This window comes from Chelatococcus sp. HY11 (genome assembly GCF_018398335.1).
Taxonomy (GTDB): domain Bacteria; phylum Pseudomonadota; class Alphaproteobacteria; order Rhizobiales; family Beijerinckiaceae; genus Chelatococcus.
In genome coordinates, this window is record NZ_JAHBRX010000001.1 from 2856836 (window position 1) to 2877385 (window position 20550).

22 protein-coding genes and 1 tRNA gene are annotated in these 20550 nt (G+C 64.0%); 11 read left to right on the plus strand and 12 right to left on the minus strand.

Annotation, left to right across the window (positions count from 1 at the left end; all coding sequences use genetic code 11):
* Nucleotides 1-186: 186 nt before the first annotated feature.
* Nucleotides 187-909 (plus strand): protein tyrosine phosphatase family protein, encoded by a 723-nt coding sequence (locus tag KIO74_RS13035; protein WP_213332387.1) that lies wholly within the window; start codon nucleotides 187-189, stop codon nucleotides 907-909.
* 3 nt (nucleotides 910-912) lie between these two features.
* Here KIO74_RS13035 and KIO74_RS13040 read toward each other — a convergent pair whose 3' ends face one another.
* The 6 genes from KIO74_RS13040 to KIO74_RS13065 form a co-directional block, all read right to left on the minus strand.
* Nucleotides 913-2694: an ABC transporter ATP-binding protein gene (locus tag KIO74_RS13040; protein WP_213332388.1), complete on the minus strand. Its 1782-nt coding sequence runs from the start codon at nucleotides 2692-2694 to the stop codon at nucleotides 913-915.
* Nucleotides 2695-2724: 30 nt separating this feature from the next.
* Nucleotides 2725-3414 (minus strand): class I SAM-dependent methyltransferase, encoded by a 690-nt coding sequence (locus tag KIO74_RS13045; RefSeq protein WP_213332389.1) that lies wholly within the window; start codon nucleotides 3412-3414, stop codon nucleotides 2725-2727.
* Nucleotides 3411-4571: a glycosyltransferase family 4 protein gene (locus KIO74_RS13050; protein WP_291979852.1), complete on the minus strand. Its 1161-nt coding sequence runs from the start codon at nucleotides 4569-4571 to the stop codon at nucleotides 3411-3413. The genes KIO74_RS13045 and KIO74_RS13050 overlap by 4 nt, the downstream gene beginning before the upstream one ends.
* A gap of 208 nt (nucleotides 4572-4779) precedes the next feature.
* On the minus strand, nucleotides 4780-6321 hold the full coding sequence (locus tag KIO74_RS13055; RefSeq protein ID WP_213332390.1) for a UxaA family hydrolase: 1542 nt from the start codon (nucleotides 6319-6321) through the stop codon (nucleotides 4780-4782).
* Between the two features lie 193 nt (nucleotides 6322-6514).
* Nucleotides 6515-6964 carry an RbsD/FucU family protein gene (locus tag KIO74_RS13060; protein WP_213332391.1) on the minus strand — a complete coding sequence of 150 codons (450 nt, stop codon included), beginning with the start codon at nucleotides 6962-6964 and terminating at the stop codon, nucleotides 6515-6517.
* Nucleotides 6965-7132: 168 nt separating this feature from the next.
* Nucleotides 7133-8290, minus strand: a complete 1158-nt coding sequence (locus KIO74_RS13065; RefSeq protein WP_213332392.1) for an aldo/keto reductase — start codon at nucleotides 8288-8290, stop codon at nucleotides 7133-7135.
* Between the two features lie 338 nt (nucleotides 8291-8628).
* Here KIO74_RS13065 and KIO74_RS13070 point away from each other — a divergent pair, with 338 nt between their 5' ends.
* A complete protein-coding gene (locus KIO74_RS13070) occupies nucleotides 8629-9105 on the plus strand; it encodes a hypothetical protein (RefSeq protein ID WP_213332393.1) in 477 nt (158 codons plus the stop codon).
* A gap of 51 nt (nucleotides 9106-9156) precedes the next feature.
* Here the strand turns inward: KIO74_RS13070 and KIO74_RS13075 are convergent, their stop codons facing one another.
* From KIO74_RS13075 to KIO74_RS13095, 5 genes are all read right to left on the minus strand, one after another.
* Entirely contained in the window at nucleotides 9157-9393 is a 237-nt protein-coding gene (locus tag KIO74_RS13075; RefSeq protein WP_110372972.1) for an Lrp/AsnC ligand binding domain-containing protein, read from the minus strand.
* 93 nt (nucleotides 9394-9486) lie between these two features.
* Nucleotides 9487-10041: a biotin transporter BioY gene (locus KIO74_RS13080; RefSeq protein WP_213332394.1), complete on the minus strand. Its 555-nt coding sequence runs from the start codon at nucleotides 10039-10041 to the stop codon at nucleotides 9487-9489.
* Nucleotides 10042-10043: 2 nt separating this feature from the next.
* Nucleotides 10044-10709 carry an energy-coupling factor transporter transmembrane component T family protein gene (locus KIO74_RS13085; RefSeq protein ID WP_213332395.1) on the minus strand — a complete coding sequence of 222 codons (666 nt, stop codon included), beginning with the start codon at nucleotides 10707-10709 and terminating at the stop codon, nucleotides 10044-10046.
* Nucleotides 10706-11422, minus strand: coding sequence for an energy-coupling factor ABC transporter ATP-binding protein (locus KIO74_RS13090; protein ID WP_213332396.1), 717 nt, complete (start codon nucleotides 11420-11422; stop codon nucleotides 10706-10708). The genes KIO74_RS13085 and KIO74_RS13090 overlap by 4 nt, the downstream gene beginning before the upstream one ends.
* A 121-nt stretch (nucleotides 11423-11543) precedes the next feature.
* On the minus strand, nucleotides 11544-12479 hold the full coding sequence (locus KIO74_RS13095) for a CPBP family intramembrane glutamic endopeptidase (protein WP_249731290.1): 936 nt from the start codon (nucleotides 12477-12479) through the stop codon (nucleotides 11544-11546).
* Between the two features lie 409 nt (nucleotides 12480-12888).
* On the opposite strand from KIO74_RS13095, the gene KIO74_RS13100 reads away from it, so the two are divergent.
* The gene (locus KIO74_RS13100; protein ID WP_213332398.1) at nucleotides 12889-14430 is read left to right on the plus strand and encodes an adenosine deaminase family protein; all 1542 of its coding nucleotides are present in this window, start codon (nucleotides 12889-12891) and stop codon (nucleotides 14428-14430) included.
* Between the two features lie 100 nt (nucleotides 14431-14530).
* Here the strand turns inward: KIO74_RS13100 and KIO74_RS13105 are convergent.
* Nucleotides 14531-14606: transfer RNA gene (locus KIO74_RS13105), tRNA-Ala, on the minus strand.
* Between the two features lie 185 nt (nucleotides 14607-14791).
* Between KIO74_RS13105 and KIO74_RS13110 the strand changes: the two genes are divergently transcribed.
* The 8 genes from KIO74_RS13110 to KIO74_RS13145 all read left to right on the plus strand — a co-directional run bounded on the left by KIO74_RS13110 (nucleotide 14792) and on the right by KIO74_RS13145 (nucleotide 20534).
* Nucleotides 14792-15082 (plus strand): YggT family protein, encoded by a 291-nt coding sequence (locus KIO74_RS13110; RefSeq protein WP_213332399.1) that lies wholly within the window; start codon nucleotides 14792-14794, stop codon nucleotides 15080-15082.
* 13 nt (nucleotides 15083-15095) lie between these two features.
* Nucleotides 15096-15449 (plus strand): DUF167 family protein, encoded by a 354-nt coding sequence (locus tag KIO74_RS13115; protein WP_249730971.1) that lies wholly within the window; start codon nucleotides 15096-15098, stop codon nucleotides 15447-15449.
* Nucleotides 15446-16339: a bifunctional methylenetetrahydrofolate dehydrogenase/methenyltetrahydrofolate cyclohydrolase FolD gene (folD, locus tag KIO74_RS13120; RefSeq protein ID WP_213332401.1), complete on the plus strand. Its 894-nt coding sequence runs from the start codon at nucleotides 15446-15448 to the stop codon at nucleotides 16337-16339. The genes KIO74_RS13115 and folD overlap by 4 nt, the downstream gene beginning before the upstream one ends.
* Before the next feature lie 22 nt (nucleotides 16340-16361).
* Complete coding sequence (locus KIO74_RS13125) at nucleotides 16362-16853, plus strand: hypothetical protein (RefSeq protein ID WP_213332402.1); 492 nt, start codon at nucleotides 16362-16364, stop codon at nucleotides 16851-16853.
* Nucleotides 16854-17036: 183 nt separating this feature from the next.
* Nucleotides 17037-17450 (plus strand): succinate dehydrogenase, cytochrome b556 subunit, encoded by a 414-nt coding sequence (sdhC, locus tag KIO74_RS13130; protein ID WP_213332403.1) that lies wholly within the window; start codon nucleotides 17037-17039, stop codon nucleotides 17448-17450.
* Between the two features lie 9 nt (nucleotides 17451-17459).
* Complete coding sequence (gene sdhD, locus KIO74_RS13135; protein WP_213332404.1) at nucleotides 17460-17855, plus strand: succinate dehydrogenase, hydrophobic membrane anchor protein; 396 nt, start codon at nucleotides 17460-17462, stop codon at nucleotides 17853-17855.
* 3 nt (nucleotides 17856-17858) lie between these two features.
* Nucleotides 17859-19706 carry a succinate dehydrogenase flavoprotein subunit gene (gene sdhA, locus KIO74_RS13140; RefSeq protein WP_213332405.1) on the plus strand — a complete coding sequence of 616 codons (1848 nt, stop codon included), beginning with the start codon at nucleotides 17859-17861 and terminating at the stop codon, nucleotides 19704-19706.
* Nucleotides 19707-19748: 42 nt separating this feature from the next.
* The gene (locus KIO74_RS13145; protein WP_213332406.1) at nucleotides 19749-20534 is read left to right on the plus strand and encodes a succinate dehydrogenase iron-sulfur subunit; all 786 of its coding nucleotides are present in this window, start codon (nucleotides 19749-19751) and stop codon (nucleotides 20532-20534) included.
* Nucleotides 20535-20550: the final 16 nt, after the last annotated feature.

Consider the following 20550-nt stretch of genomic DNA (forward strand, 5'->3'; position numbering starts at 1 on the left):
CGGCTTGACTAAAATCTCCTTCACAACATTGAGAAATGGCCGGCGAATGCTCAGATTGCACGGGTACCGGCACGCGGAGCGACATCGCTCCGCCGCGCCCCATCCCCACATCCTGGACCGGCGATGATTGCCGGTTCGCCAGAGGCCTGCTATGGGCGGGACCATAAAGGCTGATTTCGAGGATCCGTGCTCAACCGTTTACTGAAGCCCGAATTGCGCTACGCCCGGCGCATGGCCCGCATCGCCCGATGGGATCGCCCGCTCGGCGGGTTCCTCGACCGCGCGAATGCCTTCGCCAGCATGCTGTTCGTTGATCACGGCATCTTCCGCGTCGTTTATCTCAATCGCCACCGGGTGACCGATCGCTTCTGGCGCGCGGCCCAACCCACGCCAGCGCAGTTGCGCGCCATCGCCCGGCAGGGGATTCGGACGATCATCAATCTGCGTGGAGGCCGCGACTATGGCTCCTGGCCACTTGAGCGCGACGCCTGCGCCGCCGCCGGCCTCAGCCTGAAGGAGTTCGTCTTGCGCTCGCGCGAGGCGCCGGAGAAGGAAACCCTGTTCGCGGCGCGTGACCTCCTGGCGGATCTCGACTATCCGGTTCTCGTCCATTGCAAGTCCGGCGCCGATCGCGCCGGCTTCATGGCCGCGCTCTTCCTTATGATCGCGGAGAAAAAGCCGGTGGCCGAGGCCAAACGCCAGCTTTCAGCCCGCTATGGCCATTTCCGCTTCGCCAAGACCGGCATTCTCGACGCCTTCCTCGATCTCTACGAGCGCGAGGGGGAGGCCAAGGGCATCGATTTCTTCACATGGGTGGAAGAGCACTACGATCCCGAGGCGTTGAAACGCGATTTCAAGACACGTTTCTGGTCCGACGTGGTCGTCGACCGCATGCTGCGGCGCGAGTAGGTCTCACACGGGCTCCGTCTCACCATCATCGGCCAGCTGCAGCCGATGGAAATTGGCGTAAAGCCCGCCCGCCGCGACCAGATCGTCATGACGGCCCGTCTCGGCGATCCGGCCGCGATCCATCACCACGATGAGGTCAGCCTGCCGCACCGTCGAGAGCCTGTGGGCGATGACCAGCGTCGTGCGGCCCTGCATCAGCTCCGCCAGAGCATCCTGCACCAGCCGCTCGGATTCGGCGTCCAGCGCCGATGTCGCCTCGTCGAGCAGCAGGATCGGCGCGTTCTTGAGAATGGCGCGGGCCAGCGACAGCCTTTGGCGCTCGCCACCGGAAAAGCGCGAGCCGCGATCGCCCGCGCGTGTCTCGTAGCCCTCGGGCAGCCGCATGATGAAATCATGCGCCGCCGCGGCGCGGGCCGCGGCCTCGATCTCCGCGTCGCTCGCGCCAGGACGGCCGAAGGCGATGTTGGCGCGGATGGTATCGTCGAAGATCACCACATCCTGGCTGACCACCGAGATCGACGAGCGCAGGCTCGCCACCGTCACGTCACGCACGTCCTGACCATCGATCGTCACGGAGCCGCCCGTGACGTCATAGAGGCGCGGAACGAGCGCCATCAGCGTCGACTTGCCAGAGCCGGAACGGCCGACGAGCGCGGCGGTCCGGCCAGCGGGCAAGGTCAGGCTGATCCCATCCAGGGCGGAGGCTTCCGCATTATAGGCGAAGCGCACATCCGTGAAGGCGAGCTCGCCCTTGCCGAGCGACAGCGGCCTCGCACCCGGCTTGTCGACGATGGTCGCCGGCTCGTCCATGACCCCATAGAAGCGCTTCAGCGCCGACATCGCTTCCTGCACGATCGCGTTGAGGTTGCCGAGCGTGCGGATGGGCTGGGCCGCCATCAGAAGGGCCGTCACGAAGCCGGTGAAATCACCGACGGTGCTTGTTCCGGCAAGAATGCGCCAGCCGGTGTAGGCCAGCACCGCCGCGATGGCGAGACCGCCGGCGACTTCAAGAAGCGGATCCAACCGGGCGCGGGCGTTGGCGGCCTTCATCTTGAGGTCGCGCACCTTCTCGAAGGCCCCGCGCGCCTGATCCTTCAGGTAGCCCTCCAATCCGAAGGTCTTGGCCACGCGCGCGCCGCCCAGGCTCTCGGAAACGAGGCTCGCCATCGCGCCGATTTCTTCCTGCGTCGACGTCGCGACGCGCCGCAAACGCTTGCCGAGTTTGGCGATCGGGCGGCTGGCGAAGGGCGCGATCGCGCCGGCGAGAAGCGTAAGGACCGGATCGATCCACAGCATCGCGATGACGAGCGCGATCATTGTGGCGCCATCGCGCAGCAGCACGGTGAAGACCCGCGCCATCGCTTCCTTGATATAGATGAAATCGGTGCTGAAGCGCTGGGTGAGCATGGCGGGGCTCTCGCGCGAGAGCTGCGCCAGATCGCCGTCGATGAGATGCGCGTAAAGCGCGCTCTGCATGTCGGCTTCGATGCGGGTGACCACCTTGTTGGTCAGCACCGTCTGGAAATACATGGCGAAGCCGCGCACAAGGGTCGCCGCGATGACGATCAGCGGCGCAAGCAGCAACGCGCGCTCATCCTTGGCCGTAAACGCGTCGAACGCTTTGGAGATAAGGATCGGGTAGGTGCCTGTTGTCGCCGCGACCACGACGACGAGTACAAGGGAAAGGGCCAGCGTCGGCCAATGCGGCTTCACCCACTCGTGCCAAAGACGCACGAGCATGGGAATTGTATCGCCGGACAGCTCGGGCAGCTTGATCGATTTCATGGCGACCGCGCTAGCACACCACAGGGCGACTCACAACGCGGAGGCTTCTGATAGCGCCCCTCCGCAGCGAAACTGCCAGACGCAGGATTGCTTGATCTCGCTGTCCTCCAGCGCGCGTGTCACCGGGACGCGGTAAGTCGCGAGGGCTTCCAGTCGGTCCTTGGGCAGATAGCTGCGCCCGGGATCACCGATCAGCACGGTTGCCCCCCGCACCGCCAGCGACGAGAGCCACCCGCTGACGCGCGCGGCGAGATCGCGCTCATAGAAGATATCGCCAGCGAGAACCACGTCCCAGCCTTCGTCGAGGCCGATGATATCCCGCGTCATCGGCGTCACCGCAACGCCGTTCACGGCGGCATTGAGGCCGATGGCGGAGACAGCGAAGCCATCGATATCCGCGCATGTCACATCGACACCACCGGCGCGCGCCGCCGCGATGCCGACGAGCCCTGAACCCGCCGCGAAATCAAGCACCCGCCTGCCACGCACGACATCCGGATTGTCGATGACATAGCGCGCCAGCGCCTGCCCGCCAGCCCAGGCAAAAGCCCAGAACGGCGGCGGCAAGCCGAGGGTGCCGATCTCCTCCTCGGTCTTCTGCCAGAGCTCGGTTGCCTCGTCGGCGACATAGAGACTGATCTCCGGCGCATGAGGCACGGGCAGGAGGCGGGTATGCGCCTCGATGAAGGCGCGCCGTTCCGCCGCGGTGTCGCCGATCATGGCTTCACCTCCGCTCGGCCGATCGAGGCCGATTCTTCCAGAAGTCCGGCGTAAAGGCGGCCTACCGCGTCCATGACATGGCGTTCCGTGTAACCCGTCAGGATGCGGCTGCGGGCAGCGCCACCGAACCGCGCCACAAGCGCCGGATCAGCAGCGAGGCGCTGCAAGGCATCGGCAAGGGCACCCGCCTCGGCCGGCACCACGAACCCTTCGACCTCATCCCGCACCAGGCTGCGACAGCCGGGCACGTCGGTCGTCACGAGAGCCTTGCCGCAGATGGCGCCTTCGAGAAGCGTGCGCGGCAGCCCCTCCCCCCCTCGCGACGGCAGAAGGCAGACATGATGGCCGCGCCATACCGCCGCCGGGTCCCGCGTCGGGCCATGCCAGTGAATGCCGGGGATCTCCCCCCAGGCCCGAAGACGCTCAGCCGGCACAGCCTTGGGATTGGATGGATCAGGGGCACCATAGAGCGACAGCGTCACATCGGCCCCCGCAAGGCGCGCGCGGCGCACGGCCTCGACGGCGAGGTCGATGCCCTTTGACCACAGCATACGCGCCACAACGGCCACCTTGAGCGGCGGCAGGGCCGGCATGGGCGCCACCGGATAGGCTTGCGGATCGACCCCCGCGCCACCGACGATCAACACCCGTGGATCGACGGGGCTGAGCCCCAGCACCCGCGGATCATCCTCGTTTTCAAACAGATAGCGCGTTCCCTCACCGTCCAGCGGCCCGCGCAGAACGCCGCTGAGCCCGAGACGCGCCAGCCGGCCGACGAGATCCCTCCGCGCACCGAAGAAGCCGAAGCCGGTGACCGCATAGACACGATTGCGAATCTTCGCGAAGCGCGCGGCGAGGCCACCGAGCAGGATCACCCTGAGCGCGATGCAGTGCAGGATATCGGGGCGCTCATCCCTGAGGATCTGAATGAGTGTCCTGAGATAGCGCAGGACAGCCAGGGGATTGAGGCTGCGCCGCTCGGCATCGAGCGCGATGACGCGCGCGCCTGTGGCTTCGATCTCGGCGCGGTGCGCACGCACGCGTGTCACCACCGTGACATCGAGGCCCATCTCCCGCGCTTTCCGGGCCATCGGCAGGAAATGCGAGACGAAGAACCAGTCTTCAGTGATGAGGAACAGGATGGAGCGGGCTGTCACGATAGGGCGAACCGGTTGAACGTGGCTTGGTCGGCGTGGCTTGGTCAGACCTGACTTATTTCAGACCTGACTTGGATAGAGCTTGGTTGAGTTGAACCCAGGCTCGCGCCCCTTACCATCCACGCTCACGTCCCCGCAATCGCCATCGATGCCACAAACGCTCGCAACCGCGGCCGGCAAGCCGGCCGCGATCACACCTTTCGCATCGTCACATGGTCGCGCCGACTTGCCACGGTACGAATTCGGTGTCGCCGTAACCGTTTTCCTCGGACTTCGAGCGCTCGCCCGAAGCGACCTTCAGGACCTTCTCGAAGATCTCCTTGCCCTTGTCGGCAATCGAGACCCCGTCGAGCACATCGCCGCAGTTGAGATCCATGTCATCGATCATGCGCTCGTACATGACGGTGTTCGTCGCGATCTTGATCGAAGGGGTCGGCTTGCAGCCATAGGCGGAGCCGCGACCGGTGGTGAAGCAGAGCACATTGGCGCCGCCAGCCACCTGCCCGGTGGCCGAGACCGGATCGTAGCCGGGCGTGTCCATGTAGACAAAGCCATGCCGGTCGATGGGCTCGGCATAGTGATAGACGCCGGCGAGCGTCTTCGTGCCGCCCTTGGCGGCCGCGCCCAGTGACTTCTCGAGGATCGTGGTGAGGCCGCCAGCCTTGTTGCCGGGCGATGGATTGTTGTTCATCTCCATCTTGTTGCGGGCGGTGTAATCCTCCCACCATTGGATCATGGAGACGAGCTTCTCGCCGGTCGCGCGATCGGCCGCGCGGCGCGTGAGCAGATGCTCCGCCCCATAGATCTCGGGCGTTTCCGACAGGATGGCGGTACCGCCCTGGTGGACGAGGATATCAACCGCCGCGCCAAGCGCGGGATTGGCCGTGATGCCGGAGTAGCCGTCGGACCCGCCGCACTGCAGCGCCAGCACGATCTCGGAGGCCGGCACCGTGGTGCGCTTGGCCTGCCCCACGATTGGCAACATGTCGCGGATGGCCTCGACGCCCGCGGCAACCGTCTTTTTGGTGCCGCCGACATCCTGGATGACGAAGGAGCGGAAGGTGTCGCTCTCCTTCACACCATAAGCCTCCATCCAGCGGCTGATCTGGAAGCCCTCGCAGCCGAGACCCACCATGAGGACGCCGGCCATGTTGGGGTTCGTGGCATAGCCCCATTGGGTGCGCTTGAGGATCTCATAGCCCTCGCCCTTCACATCGAGGGCACAGCCGCCCCCGTGCACCAGCGGGATAACGCCATCGATACTGGGGTGATCGTCAAGAAGGCCAGAGCGCTCGATCTCCTTGGCGATGTAGCGCGCCACGGTCGCCGAGCAATTCACGGACGTGAGGATGCCGATGTAGTTGCGCGTGCCGACCTTGCCATTGGCGCGGCGGAAGCCCTGGAAGGTCGCCTGCTCGGCAAGCGGCAGCACGGGCTCTTCGCGCGCATCCTCGGCAAAATGATACTCTCGCGCGAACTCATGCATCTCGACATTGTGTTCGTGCACCCAATCGCCGGGGGCAATCGCGCTGGAGGCAAAGCCGATGATCTGCCCGAACTTGCGGACCGGCTCGCCCTGAGTGATCGGCACGATCGCCATCTTGTGGCCGCGCGGCACGCGCGCCGTCGCAACCACGCCTTCGGCCACAGCGCCCGGCTCGATCGGATCGACGGCAACGATGATGTTGTCGGCGTCATTCAGCCGGATGGTGCGGGAAGCCCGGGGGCGGTCCGAAACTAACTGATCCATGGACGGATTTCCTCAAGCCGCGGATATCTCGGCTCGCTCCTTCGATTTCATCGCACAAATTGTCATGGGCGGCGCAATACGCAAGAGCCACCACGCCACGCCACCCGCTCTCCTGGATTCATTCCAATCGAGCAGTTACGCCTAACATGTTAGATCCGCGTAAACGAGCCTTCTCGTCAATGGCATCCGCGACCTATTCCGCCAGGATCACGCCCTTGCGAACGAGAAAACAGCCGTAGGGCCGGAGGTCTCCGACCTGCACCACGGCGAAAGCTTTCCGCGCGGCATCATAGAACGCAAAGCGTTCGATCCCCTCCGCCGGCAATGGTCGTCCCGCCGTGGCGTCGACCACGCGCTGGACCTCCTGCTGGATGGGGGGCACCGTATCGCGATCGCCGACAACCTCCATACGCCGGACGGGATCGGACACGAAATCATCGATCGGCAGAACCGACAGAACGGCCTCCACAGCCCGGGCCAGAGGCAACGCCGGCAACCGCACGAGCTTGCCCGACGCCGTCGCGCGCGCCACCGCCTCCGCCGGGAAATTGGCGTCGACGATGGCGAGGTCATCGCCATGCCCCATCGCGGCGAGAACCCACAGGAGATCCGGCGTCAGCAGCGGATCAATGCCCTTGAGCATGCGTTTTCCTCATCAGTCAGTCAGGTGTGGACGGGCCAAAGCATAATCCGACCGGAGTGCAACGCGGATTGATAAGATTATGCTTGAAATAAAAGAGCTTCGAGCGCCGATCCGGTGGAAACAGAGCGAAATGCGCTCTCTGATGCGCGTTGAGCGCGCTCGCGGCCGTCATCCCGGCACCGGCGCCTCGGATTGCAGCAAGCCTTTTTGCTTGAGATCAGCCCAGAGGGCGGTCGGCACGGGCGTGGCGAAGGCTGCGATATTGGCGCGTACCTCCTCCGGCGCGACGCCGCCGAGAATGAGCGTCGCGACCGCCGGATGCCCCAGCGCGAACTGCATCGCGGCCTTGGCGAGCGGCACGCCATGCGCCTCGCAGACAGCCTCGATCGCCGCCACACGGTCCATGATCGGTTGCGGCGCCGGCTTGTAATTATAGCGTGCGCCAGGAACCGCGCCGGTGGCGAGAATACCGGAATTGAACACGCCGCCCAGCATGACGCCCACTTTACGCTCCAGCGCCAGGGGCAGGAAGCTCTCCAGGGCGGGTTGTTCCAACAACGAATAGCGCCCGGCCAGCAGAACACAGTCTATATCGGCCATGCGCACGAAGCGCTCGCACATATCCGCCTCATTGACGCCAATGCCGATGGCGCGCACGACGCCTTCGTCACGCAGCCGCCTCAAGGCCGGATAGGCCCCCTTCATCACGTCCGCGACCCGCCCCTCGATGGCGTCAGCGCCGTGGGTCCATACGTCGATATCGTGGACAAGGACGATCTCGACATGGTCAGTCCCCAAGCGCAGCAAGGATTGCTCGAGCGACCGCAGCGTGCCGTCATAGGAATAGTCGAACCGCGCGCGATGCGGCAGGCCGCCAGCGAAACCAGGCGCGGCCACGTCCTTGACCGTCCCCTTGGCGCCGTCCGAGGACACAGGCGCCGGGGACGGACGCCACGGGTCCATCACGCGACCAACCTTGGTCGAGACGATCACCTCATCACGCGGCAGGCGGCGCAGCCCGGTGCCTAGGCGATGCTCAGCGAGGCCGCTGCCATAGAGCGGAGAGCTGTCGAACAGGCGGATCCCCCCTTCGACAGCCGCGGCGATCGTCGCCAGCGCCGCGTCTTCATCGAGCCGCTGGTAAAGATCCCCAAGCGGCGCGGTGCCAAAGCCGAGCACGGGGACATCGAGATCCGTCCCACCAAGGTGGCGCCTCGCGATAGCGTCTTGTGTCGCCGCAACTGCAGAGCCGGGCCTTTGCGGATCAGCCTTGTCCCGGTCGAGATTTTCTTGTTTGGATTTTTCCTGCGAGATGTCTGACGTCATGGGCGCGGCACCGGTCAATACGGCTGGAATGCAACCATGGACATACCAGAATTTGGACGAACGGGGGGAGGCAAATCGCTCCAACCGCGAATTCGTGGCGCGCCATCCGCACATGGCTTGTCCGGTTGCCGAAATCCTGCCGTTCTTTGCAAAAATCAGCCCACGATAAGCGCTGAGGACAACTCCACGCCCCCGTTTCACAGGTTGAGCTGCCAACGGAAGAAGGCTAGGCTCTACGCGCATTTATAAGACGTTTAATATACTCTCAATATTATCCCGTTAGATATTTATTAACGATACTGATCTTTAATTGAGTGATTGCAAGATAGGGGGCTGCCATGGGCTATGCGTGGCCAACGTCATTTTCCAATATTGAAGAAGCCGATCACGCTGTAAATATTACCCATGATGCAGACCAGCTGACTATCTCCTTTTCGTGGGCTTTTCCGGTCATTCATGACGTGGTCAACCCGGTCTATGCTCATATTCTGCGAAATAACCCGGAGCTATCCGAGCAATTGAGCCGGATTCACGGGGCAGCGATCATGACGCTCCTCGCCGATACGAGCTGCGACAGGCAATCGATCATCACATGCCTCTACCAGACTTATGATCGACTGGGCCTCGACCGCAGGCAGTGCGTCGCGCTGCACAACATCATCATGAATGAACTGACGGCCGTGATCGCCCTTCGCAATCGCCAGTCACCGCGCCGACGCGCGGAGCTTGAGGCCGTCATAGCCCTGCGGCTCGGACTGATCGATGAGAAATCGCGTTGGCGCACCCCTCCCGGAGGCGCACGCCGCGCGGCGTGAGAGCAGACACATCCCGGGCAAGACGTGGGTGGTGAGACCGGCCTTGCCTCGTCAGAATGCCTTGAACGTGATGAGCGTCCGCGTATCCGCGATACCCGGCACGGTCTGCACCTTCTGGGCGACGAAGTGGCCGATGTCCACATCCGCGTCGACATGGAACTTCACAAGTATGTCGTAGTCCCCCGCGATCGAATAGATTTCCGAGGCGATCTCGCGATCGGCGATCTCGCTGGCAACCTCGTAAGTTCTACCCAGCTTGCATTTTATCTGTACGAAGAAGGTCTGCATTCCCGAACTCCTCGGAAGAGCGATGACGGGCTCATGGCTTGATGTGTGGATCGGATCCTTCCAGAAGCACGCCCCTGCTTCCAGAAGGCGCGTTCAGTGCTCGCGAGCGAAGAGGGATGGCTGGACCCGCCGCGTCGCTTCGGCAACGCAGCCCGCCGCGACCGCCTTGATGAGATCGCCCGGCACGAACAGAAGGCTGCCCAGCGCGGCCTGCTGAAGGCTGAGTTTCGCCGAAAAGGCGAGCCAGGCTATGCCGAACGCATAGACGACCACGATGCCGCCGATAATGGAGGCGGCCATCGCGGCCCAGAGAACAGGCAGGCGCGAAAGCCGCGCCATCGTCCAGCCGGTGACGGCGACGCCGGGTATCCAGCCGATGAGAAAACCTGCCGTCGGCCCCGCGAGCACGCCGATGCCGCCTCGTCCCCCGGCGAGAAGAGGCGCCCCCAGCAACACGACCACGATGAACAGGCAGACGGCAGCGGTGCCATAGCGCGCGCCGAGCAATACGCCCGCCAGCATCACCCCAAGCGTCTGCATGGTGATCGGCACGCCAGCCACGAAGGGGAGATTGAAAGCCGGAAACAGGCCGAGCACGGCGAGAAGGGCCGCGAAAAGAGCGATGCGTACGAGATGACGCGTTTCCATGCCTACTCCCTGTCGCGGCGATCGGTTGATGATTCTGCCGGTGCCGAGCGCCGCTTGTGCCTTCTAGCTTCTCGCGATGAAAAGCCTCGCGCGTCAAGCGATTCCGATACATGATCGGCCATCACGAGCGTTTCCGCCACAAAGTTCGCAACGAGGCGCAGCGGCCGGCGACGACTAGACCGGGCGCGCCAGGCTTCCTCCCGGGTCTGCCAGAGGGCGAGCAGCACCGGCACGAAACGCAACACGAGCGCGACGGCGAGGGATAACCGTTCCGGATCAAGCCCGAAAAGGCGCAGCGGGCGCAATACCGGTTCCACCGCCGCCATCAGCGCGCGCAGCGTCGTCGTCATCGTGACGAGATCGGCGGCCAGGACCATGAGGACAATGCGCAATATCGATACGGCCGCCGCCTCCCAGCTGTCAGCCCAGACCTGCAGGAGCCCGATGCCGACAAGGATGGGCACGAGCGGCTTCAGCGCCGTGACATGCATGAGGGCCTCGCGCCCCAGCGTCCCGTAGATGCTCAGCACGACGCAGAGGCCAAGCATGAGCAGGCGCCAGTCGGAAACCGGCAGTACGGCGATGCTGATCGCGGCGACAGCGATGAGCTTCGCGCCGGCAGGTACCCGGTGCAACCAGGTCGGGCGCGCGAGATAGGCCGAGATCATGGCGCCATGGCGCGGCGCGCGGCCGCCTCGTGATAAGCCGGCAGGATACGATCGGGAGAGCCATCGTCCACGATCCGACCGCGCTCCAGCCAGACGACGCGATCGCAATCCGCCAGCAGCTCCAGATCATGGCTGGCCATGACGATCTGCAGCGGCAGCTCCCTGATCAGCCGCCGGAACGCCATGCGCATCGGCAGATCGAGACTGGCGAAAGGCTCGTCAAGGAGCAGCAGCGAAGGCCGCGCCGCCAGTACGCTGATGATCGCGACCCGCTGGCGCTCACCGCCCGACAGTTCATGCACCGCCCTGCTCTCCCAGCCTGGACAGCCGTGCTCGGCAAGACAACGCGCGGCTTCAGCCTCTGCCGCGCGGCCCTTCAGTCCGCCATTGCCGAAGGCGAAGGCGACCTCCTCACCCACCGTCGGAAAAATGATCTGATGGTCGGGATTCTGGAACACAAAGCCAATGTCGCCCGGCAGTTCCCTCCGGTGGCGACGCGTGTCGCGTGCGCCGAACCATACCTCGCCACTATCCGGCAGAATGAGGCCGTTGATCAGCCGCAGCAGGGAGCTTTTGCCGGAGCCGTTGTCCCCGATCAGCCCGACCCGCCGTTCGGAGAGCGTCAGATCAAGTCCATCGAAGAGTTTGCGTCCGCCACGCGACAGCTCAACCCGATCAAACCTGATGCGGTGCGGACGGGAGGTCTCGGTCATTGCAGGCACACCCTCCTCAGCGGGCGATGACAAAAGCCGGGATGAATGGACATGACAACGTCCGCATCCTCTGATGTCGGTGAACGCATCCGCGAGAGGGCGGCCTTTCGCGGCGAGCCTCTCACCGCAGACGCAGCGGCGAGCGCGGGTCAACCAGCAGCCACAACGTCCCGGCGATCGATGCGACGCCTATGGCGCCGAAGGATATGGCATCGCTTGCCGCCCAGTCCGGTGCCTCGAAGGGCCGCGCCTGGAACAGCGCCACCGGATTGCTGACCCCCTGATGGGACACGATAAGGAAGGCGAACAGGTTCGCGCCAAAATGCATGCCCATCGCGGCCCCAAGATCGCCGGTGATGACGACCGCGATGACCGTCACCACGGCGAAGGCGGCGATATTCGCGAGGAGAGCTGCGTTCATCCAGCCCGTCGCCTCCGAATCCCAATGGAGAAGGGTGAAGATGAGGGTGGGGATGCCCGCCCAGATCCATGGACTAGCGAAGCGCGCTCCGAGGATCTGCATGATATAGCCCCGGAACAGAACCTCCTCCGCTGAAGTCTGGACCAGCAGGATGACAACGAAGGGCAAGAGCCAGACGAGCCAGGTACCGAAGCCGATATCACCGGGAGCGAGTGAGGGGTCCACCACGTAGGCCGCGAATTCCGCGATGAAGCTCGCGAAGAGCGCCGCGAGGGTCCCGCGGACGAAATGATCCTGCGTAACACGCCCATCGGCGCCGAGCACACTCGCCGGAGGGCGCTTCTGCAACCGCGCCAGCGCCAGCCAGACGCCAATCCAGATGGTTCCGATGGACGCCAGCATGATGAACATGCCGCTCGGGGTCGCCAGGAGGTCGGCGGTCGTCAGAAAAGCCTCCTCCCCGCTTGCCTCGCCGTCCGCGAAGCTGAAGAAAAGGCTCGCAAAGGCCACGATGAAGAACTGCGCGATAAAGCAGATCAGGACCGTGACAACGCAGCCAGCGACGAGAAGCCCGATGCCGAGACGCCCCTCACGCGCATTGTCGAGGTAACGGATGAAGGGAGGCCGGCTCTGCATGCTCACACCACATGATCCGATCGCGGGATACGCGAAAATCTCCGAAGGGGCTCGCCTATCACCAGGGCGAAGATCCGCAATCCATCGTTTTTCCCGGCCGTCGCGGCCGGAAGCGCCAGGAGCCTCACGACTCCCTATCACCCCGGCCCGACGGTCAATACACACGAACCGGCGATATTGTGAAGCCCTTCCCCGGAGAGCTCGCACGCGGGCGGGCCGTCAAACGAAGATATCCTGCGACGACATCTTGGGGCCCGATCCTGTTCGCGAGCCCTGGCAAACGGACATCGCGTCAGCCGCGATTCGCATAAGCCAGCCGATCCTCTTTATCATCGCATCATCAGTGGCGCATTTCCCCTGACGGGAGCTTAGGCTAGGCTAAAGCGTTTTCCTATCTTCGGGGCCGCCCTTGCGCCGTATTCTCTGGATCATTCTCCTACTCGCTGCGATCGGGCTTCTCGCACGTGTCGTTGTCGTCATGCGCAACAGCTCCGAAATAGCGACGGCGGCTTATTTCGAGCGAGCACGTGAGGATCACTCGCGCATGCGGGCCTTGCTGCGCCGCATGCCGAAAGGCGGCGATCTCCACACGCATCTGTCCGGCGCGGTCTATGCGGAACGCTTTGTCGCATGGGCGATACGCGACGGGCTTTGCCTGAGGCGCTCCGACATGACGCTGGTGGCGCCACCCGCGGGCACCTCCCAGGATCAGCCGTGCGGCGCGGACCCATCCGCCATACCTGTCTCAGAGGCCGTATCCGGGCGAAATGGCCAGACGAACTACGATCTCCTGATCAATGCCCTGTCCATGCGCTGGTTCCTGCCCTCGCGCGAGGTCCCGTCGGGACACGACCAGTTCTTCGGAACGTTCGCCAAGTTCAATGCCGCCACCGGCGGAGACCATTGGGATCAGACCGCGCAAAGCATGGCTGAGATGACGGTAGACCAGCTGCGGCAGTACGATGCCGAGGCGGTGCAGTATGTGGAGTTCATGGCGACCTTCTTTGAAGGGGACCAGCGGCAACGGATGGCGCAGGCGATACCCGAGGTGGCCGAGCCTACCGTGATGCTGGAGGCGCTCGAACGCCAAGGCCTTGCCGAACTGGTGGCGGCGAGAGCCGAGCAGCTCTCCGCCATGGTCAAGCGGATCGAGAGCCTGCGGGACTGTGGATCCGACAAGCGGAAAGCCGGTTGTGGCGTCACCTTCCGTTTCATCGCGCAGATCAATCGAAACAGCGCGCCCGCGGAAGTCTTCGCGCAGACGGCGCTCGCCGCGGCGCTGGTCCGCAAGGCGCCGCACATCGTGGTGGGCATCAACTATGTCGGGCCTGAAGACTACCGGATCTCATTACGGGACTATCGAACCCACATGAGCTGGATCCGCTATCTCGCCCGCGACGACGTGCCCGTCGCGCTGCACGCCGGCGAATTGTGGATGGGGCTCGTTCCACCGCCCGATCTCGAATTCCATATCCGCGATGCCGTCGAGACGGCCGGAGCCCGTCGGATCGGCCATGGCACAGCTGTTGTCTTCGAGCGCGACATGGACAGCCTGCTCGCGGAGATGCGCCGCCGTGGCGTCACCATCGAAATCGCGCTGACATCGAGCGATGTCATCCTCGGCGTGCGCGGCAAGGAACATCCGATTTCGATCTATCTCGCCTCGGGTGTGCCCGTGGTGCTTGCGACAGACGACGCGGGCGTTTCCCGCATCGATCTTGGCAATGAATACTACCGCGCCGCCCGCGACCATGGCCTTGGCTATCGGCAGCTCAAGGCCATCGCCCGGAACGCCATCGCGCATTCGTTTCTGGCAGGCGATGAGAAGCAGAAGGAACTCGACCGGCTCGACAGCTCATTCGCCGCATTCGAGCAGACCGTGTCGTCAGAGCAACCCGCGTTTGCCCGGCTCAGGGCGCTGGGGCGCGCGCTCTTTTCCACCGGAGCCTGAGGCGCTGCCGACGCGCGAACAGGTTCAGCGCATCAAGCTCACGCCAAAGTCCCGAAATTGTGAGGATCGCCTTGGAATTCCCGCCAGCCTTTCAGGAGGCTGGTGGAGCTGAGGGGAATCGAACCCCTGACCTCTGCAGTGCGATTGCAGCGCTCTCCCATCTGAGCTACAGCCCCCGACCCGGCGGGTTTGCGCGTTGTAGGGCGGCTCCATGGGCAATGTCAATCGTCCAGAACGGAGACTCCCACGAATTGTTCAAGGCCGGTCTGCGCCAAACGCGGCCCCGCCTTTCGCGCACTATTCTTGTGCCGCCGGGATACCACGGCTACACAGACCCGGTGATGCAACGTCAGGCGCGCCCATGATCTCTATCATCAATCTCCTTCTTACGGTTATCGACATCTACTCCTATCTCGTCATCGCCTCGGCGATCATGAGCTGGCTGGTGGCTTTCAACGTGATCAATCCGCGCAACGACATCGTGCGGGCCATTGGCAATTTCCTGTACCAGATCACGGAACCCGCGCTGCGACCGATCCGCAACATCCTCCCCAATCTCGGCGGCGTCGATATCTCTCCGGTGATTCTGTTGCTGCTGTTGTGGTTCATCTCCAGTCTGATCCGGGAATATGCCTACAGCCTTCTCATCTGAGGTCTATCCTTCTTTGGAGACATATCCCTGGCGTGCCGAAGGGGCGGGCACTCTCATCGTCAGCGTGCGCTTGACGCCGCGAGGGGGACGCGATGCACTCGACGGCTGCGCCGTGCTGTCGGATGGTCGCGCCGTCATCAAGGCCCGCGTCCGGGTGGCAGCCGAAGATGGCGCGGCGAACGCCGCGCTCATGGCGATGCTGGCGAAGGCGGCCGGGCTGCCGGCCTCGGCGGCCAGCTTGAAAAGCGGCCACCGTATGCGTCTGAAGACAGTTGCGCTGGTGGGCAACGCAACAGATATAGCCGGGCGCCTCGCCACAGCGCTTGGTACGGTATCGCAGAGCAGTGATCGAGGAGCAGGCCAGTGAGCGCCACAATTATCGACGGCAAGGCTTTCGCGGCTGGCTTGCGCGAACGCGTCACAGGCGCGGTCGCCGCTTTCAGCGCCACCACTGGCCAGGTTCCCGGCCTTGCTGTCGTGCTGGTGGGCGAGGATCCGGCGAGCCAAGTTTACGTACGGTCGAAAGCCAAGCAGACGGTCGAGATCGGCATGCGCTCCATCGAGCACAAGCTGCCCGCGAGCGTGAGCCAGCAGGATCTGGAGGCGCTGGTACGCCGCCTCAACGCCGACGATGCGGTTGACGGCATCCTCGTCCAGCTGCCCCTTCCCGCCGGCCTCGACGCGACACCGGTCATCGCCGCGATCGATCCGCTCAAGGACGTGGACGGCCTCACGGACGCCAGCGCGGGGCGCCTCGCGAGCGGTCGCATCGGCCTTGTACCCTGCACGCCGCTCGGCTCGATGATGCTCATCAACTCCGTGGCGCCTGATATCTCCGGGGCCGAGGCCGTCGTCGTCGGCCGCTCCAATCTCGTCGGCAAGCCGATCGCGCAGCTCCTTCTCCAACAGAATGCCACCGTGACGATCGCCCATTCACGGACGCGCGACCTCGCGGCGGTGTGCCGCCGCGCCGATATCCTCGTGGCCGCCGTCGGCCGTCCCCATATGATCGGCGCAGAGCATGTGAAGGACGGTGCCATCGTCATAGACGTCGGCATCAACCGCATCCCGGCGCCCGAGCTTGGCGAGGGCAAGACGCGTCTCATCGGCGACGTCGCCTTCGAGGCGGCGCGGGCCAAGGCGCGCGCGATCACCCCCGTACCCGGTGGGGTCGGCCCGATGACCATCGCCTGTCTGTTGAGGAACACGCTGACCGCAGCGCGGCTGCGTCGGGGCCTCGAAGACACAGTCGTGTAGCTAAGCATTTCGGACCATGGCCATGACGACGCCAGTTCGCCTGCCGCAGGACACCGCGCTTCTCATTCTCAGCCCAGGCACGACCGCGCAGGCGCTCCATCAGGAGCCGCTAGCCGCAGTGATCGCCTCCTGGCGTGCAGCGGACATGCCGCGCGCCATCCTGACGCCGATGCAGGATCCCGTTTCGGATACGGACGCCGACATCCCCGTGATGACTCATGGCGCGGCCGGCATCTTTTCCGACACCGATCTCGATCCGCGCCTGACGGCGGCCGGTATCACGACCGTCGTGCTGGCCTCCGCCGGCGATCCCGCTCGTCTCCTGCAAGGTGGCGCTGAAGCAGCGCGCCTTGGCTATCGCGTCATCCTCATGACCGACGGAGACGCTGCGTCTGACGCGTTCGCGTCTGTTGCAGATGCGAAAATCGCCTCTCCCGCCGCGATCACCGCCGGTATCGCGCTATCGGCGGGGCGGAAAAGACCCTGGCCGACCGCTCCAGCCAACGCTTTGTAAAAATTAACGTATATGCGCTTCAAAGAAACTTGAAGGGGACGGAAAATGACAGAATCTCGATTTTGTCACCAAGCCACCCCCCTTACCGCATTGCGATTGCCGCCCATATTGAGTACCAACCGGAACAACTTCGACTAACTCTAGACTACCCACCTGTTCCGAGAGGTCTCCGGAGACCCGCCCATGGCCGAGGCCAAAGCGCCCACGTCCCAACCGGCTCACAGCCGGCCTCTTTCTCCCCATCTGCAAGTCTGGCGTTGGACCTGGACGATGGCGATGTCGGTTGCCCACCGTGTCACCGGTGGCGCGCTCTATGTCGGCACCCTCATTCTTGTCATCTGGCTTGTCGCATTGGCCAGCGGCCCGCGCGCCTTCGAATGGGTGCAGTGGTTCATGGGGTCCTGGCTCGGCTATCTTATCCTGTTCGGCTACACTTGGGCGCTGCTGCACCACATGATGGGTGGCCTCCGTCATTTCATGTGGGATTTCGGCCGCGGCTTCGAGCCGAAAGAGCGCCTCCTGCTGGCCCAGGGCAGCCTCATCGCGTCCGCCGCGCTCACGCTTCTCGTGTGGGTCGTCGGCCTGAGCCTGAGCTGAGGGAGCGCCATGTCACAGTTCAAGTTCTCCATTCGCACCCCGGCTGGCCGCGTCCGTGGCCTCGGCTCGGCGAAATCCGGCACGGAACACTTCTGGATGCAGCGGCTGACCGCCGTCGCCAACGTGCCGCTGGCGATCGCCTTCATCATCATCGTCGTGTCGGTGGCCGGTCGTGATTTCGAGGATGCGCGCCTTGCCATCAGCCAGCCGCTGATCGCCATTCTGCTGCTTCTCTTCATTCTGTCGGGCGTCATTCACATGCGCATCGGCATGCAGGTCATCATCGAGGACTACGTGCATTCTGAAGGTGCCAAGGTCGTCGCCGTGATGGCCAACACCTTCTTCGCCGTCGTCATTGGTGCGGCCGCGACCTTTGCGGTTCTCAAGATCGCCTTCGGGATTTAAGTCATGGCTCAGGCGTCCCAGACCACGACCTTTGGCGCATCCACGCCCAGCATCAACGGTCGTGCCTATCCGATCACGGATCACACCTTCGACGTGATCATCGTCGGTGCCGGCGGCGCCGGCCTGCGCGCGACCGTCGGCTGCAGTCAGGCTGGCCTCAGGACAGCCTGCATCACCAAGGTGTTCCCCACGCGCTCGCATACCGTCGCCGCCCAGGGCGGCGTTGCCGCCTCGCTCGCCAACATGGGCCCGGACAACTGGCAATGGCACATGTACGATACCGTCAAGGGATCGGACTGGCTGGGTGATCAGGACTCCATCGAGTATCTCGTGCGCAACGCGCCCGCCGCCGTCTATGAGCTCGAACATTGGGGCGTGCCCTTCTCGCGCACCGAGGACGGCCGGATCTACCAGCGGCCTTTCGGCGGGATGACCACGGATTTCGGCAAGGGCCCGCCCGCCCAGCGCACCTGCGCCGCCGCTGACCGCACCGGACATGCCATCCTGCACACGCTGTATGGCCAGGCTGTCCGCAACAACACCGAATTCTTCATCGAGTACTTCGCCATCGACCTCATCATGGATGAGGAAGGCCGCTGCCGCGGCGTGATCGCTCTCAAGCTCGACGACGGCACCCTCCACCGCTTCCGCGCGCATCTCGTGATGCTGGCGACCGGCGGCTACGGCCGCGCCTATTTCTCGGCCACATCAGCCCACACCTGCACGGGCGACGGCAATGCGATGGTGCTCCGCGCCGGCCTGCCCTTGCAGGACATGGAATTCGTGCAGTTCCATCCGACCGGCATCTACGGTTCGGGCTGCCTGATCACCGAGGGTGCGCGTGGCGAGGGCGGCTATCTTACCAATTCCGAGGGCGAGCGCTTCATGGAGCGCTATGCCCCGTCGGTGAAGGATCTGGCGCCGCGCGACATGGTCTCACGGTCCATGACGATGGAAATCCGCGAGGGTCGTGGCGTCGGCAAGGACAAGGACCACATCTTCCTGCATCTCGATCATCTCGATCCGGCCGTCCTGCACGAGCGCCTGCCCGGCATCTCGGAATCGGCGAAGATCTTCGCGGGCGTCGATGTGACCAAGGAGCCGATCCCGGTTCTGCCGACAGTGCATTACAACATGGGCGGCATCCCCACGAACTACCACGGCGAGGTCGTGACGCTGAAGGATGGCAATCCGGACTTCATCGTCCCGGGCCTGATGGCGCTTGGCGAAGCTGCCTGCGTGTCGGTGCATGGCGCCAACCGCCTCGGTTCCAACTCGCTGATCGATCTCGTGGTGTTCGGCCGCGCCGCCGGCCTTCGCGCCGCCGAGCTTGTCAAGCCCGGCGAGGCGCACGCCAATCTCCCGGCCAATTCGGCCGAGATGTCGCTGAGCCGCCTCGACAAGTTCCGCTACGCGAGCGGCGGCACGCCGACTGCCGAACTGCGCCTGCAGATGCAGCGCACCATGCAGTCGAACTGCGCCGTGTTCCGCACCGGCGAGGTGCTGGAAGAGGGCCGGGCCTTGATCAAGGAAGTCTGGACAGGCGCGGCCGACGTCAAGGTCACCGACCGCTCGCTGATCTGGAATTCCGATCTCGTCGAGACGCTGGAATTCGACAATCTCATCACCCAGGCCGTCGTGACCATGGAAGGTGCGGCCAACCGCACCGAAAGCCGTGGCGCCCATGCCCGCGAGGACTATGCGAGCCGCGACGACGTGAACTGGATGAAGCACACCCTGGCCTGGGTCGACGAGACGAAGAAAAGCGTCACGCTCGATTACCGGCCGGTCCACAGCTACACCATGTCGAACGAGATCCAGTATATCGAGCCCAAGGCTCGCGTTTATTGATCGCGTTGGCTCGCCCTGCCGGCGGTCGTTGAGGTTCAGGATATGGCCGAATTCGCCCTTCCCAAAAATTCCCGGATGACTGAAGGCAAGGTGTGGCCGAAGCCGGCCGGCGCCAAGCACACGACCGATTTCCGCGTTTACCGCTGGGATCCGGACACGGGCGAGAACCCGAGGATCGACACCTATACGGTGGATCGGGACGATTGCGGCCCGATGGTGCTCGACGCCATCATCTGGATCAAGAACAAGGTCGATCCCACGCTGACCTTCCGGCGCTCCTGCCGCGAAGGCATCTGCGGCTCCTGCGCCATGAACATCGACGGCGCCAACACGCTTGCCTGCACCAAGGGCATCGACGAGGTCGAGCGCAAAGGCGTCGTGAAGATCTATCCCTTGCCGCATATGCCGGTGGTGAAGGATCTCGTTCCCGATCTCACGCGCTTCTACGCCCAGCATGCCTCGATCGAGCCCTGGCTCCAGACGACGACGCCAGCTCCCGAAAAGGAGTGGCGGCAGAGCCACGAGGACCGTCAGAAGCTCGACGGTCTTTATGAATGCATTCTCTGCGCCTGCTGTTCGACCTCCTGCCCAAGCTACTGGTGGAATGGCGATCGCTATCTCGGCCCGGCCGCGTTGCTGCAGGCCTATCGCTGGCTGATCGATTCGCGCGACGAGGCTACAGGGGAGCGTCTGGACCAGCTGGAGGACCCCTTCCGCCTCTATCGCTGCCACACGATCATGAATTGTGCGAATGTGTGCCCGAAGGGCCTCAACCCTGCGAAGGCCATCGCAGAGATCAAGCAGATGATGGTCGTTCGCCAGGTTTGACGGCAGCGCAGATCTG

Coding starts and splice junctions, on each gene's coding strand:
- sdhD (WP_213332404.1), top strand. CDS start 17,460: ATGTCACAGTTCAAGTTCTCCATTCGCACCCCGGCTGGCCGCGTCCGT.
- KIO74_RS13085 (WP_213332395.1), bottom strand. CDS start 10,709: ATGATCTCGGCCTATCTCGCGCGCCCGACCTGGTTGCACCGGGTACCT.
- KIO74_RS13090 (WP_213332396.1), bottom strand. CDS start 11,422: ATGACCGAGACCTCCCGTCCGCACCGCATCAGGTTTGATCGGGTTGAG.
- KIO74_RS13070 (WP_213332393.1), top strand. CDS start 8,629: ATGGGCTATGCGTGGCCAACGTCATTTTCCAATATTGAAGAAGCCGAT.
- sdhA (WP_213332405.1), top strand. CDS start 17,859: ATGGCTCAGGCGTCCCAGACCACGACCTTTGGCGCATCCACGCCCAGC.
- KIO74_RS13055 (WP_213332390.1), bottom strand. CDS start 6,321: ATGGATCAGTTAGTTTCGGACCGCCCCCGGGCTTCCCGCACCATCCGG.
- KIO74_RS13095 (WP_249731290.1), bottom strand. CDS start 12,479: ATGCAGAGCCGGCCTCCCTTCATCCGTTACCTCGACAATGCGCGTGAG.
- KIO74_RS13065 (WP_213332392.1), bottom strand. CDS start 8,290: ATGACGTCAGACATCTCGCAGGAAAAATCCAAACAAGAAAATCTCGAC.
- KIO74_RS13075 (WP_110372972.1), bottom strand. CDS start 9,393: ATGCAGACCTTCTTCGTACAGATAAAATGCAAGCTGGGTAGAACTTAC.
- KIO74_RS13080 (WP_213332394.1), bottom strand. CDS start 10,041: ATGGAAACGCGTCATCTCGTACGCATCGCTCTTTTCGCGGCCCTTCTC.
- KIO74_RS13125 (WP_213332402.1), top strand. CDS start 16,362: ATGACGACGCCAGTTCGCCTGCCGCAGGACACCGCGCTTCTCATTCTC.
- sdhC (WP_213332403.1), top strand. CDS start 17,037: ATGGCCGAGGCCAAAGCGCCCACGTCCCAACCGGCTCACAGCCGGCCT.
- KIO74_RS13110 (WP_213332399.1), top strand. CDS start 14,792: ATGATCTCTATCATCAATCTCCTTCTTACGGTTATCGACATCTACTCC.
- KIO74_RS13045 (WP_213332389.1), bottom strand. CDS start 3,414: ATGATCGGCGACACCGCGGCGGAACGGCGCGCCTTCATCGAGGCGCAT.
- KIO74_RS13040 (WP_213332388.1), bottom strand. CDS start 2,694: ATGAAATCGATCAAGCTGCCCGAGCTGTCCGGCGATACAATTCCCATG.
- KIO74_RS13060 (WP_213332391.1), bottom strand. CDS start 6,964: ATGCTCAAGGGCATTGATCCGCTGCTGACGCCGGATCTCCTGTGGGTT.
- KIO74_RS13145 (WP_213332406.1), top strand. CDS start 19,749: ATGGCCGAATTCGCCCTTCCCAAAAATTCCCGGATGACTGAAGGCAAG.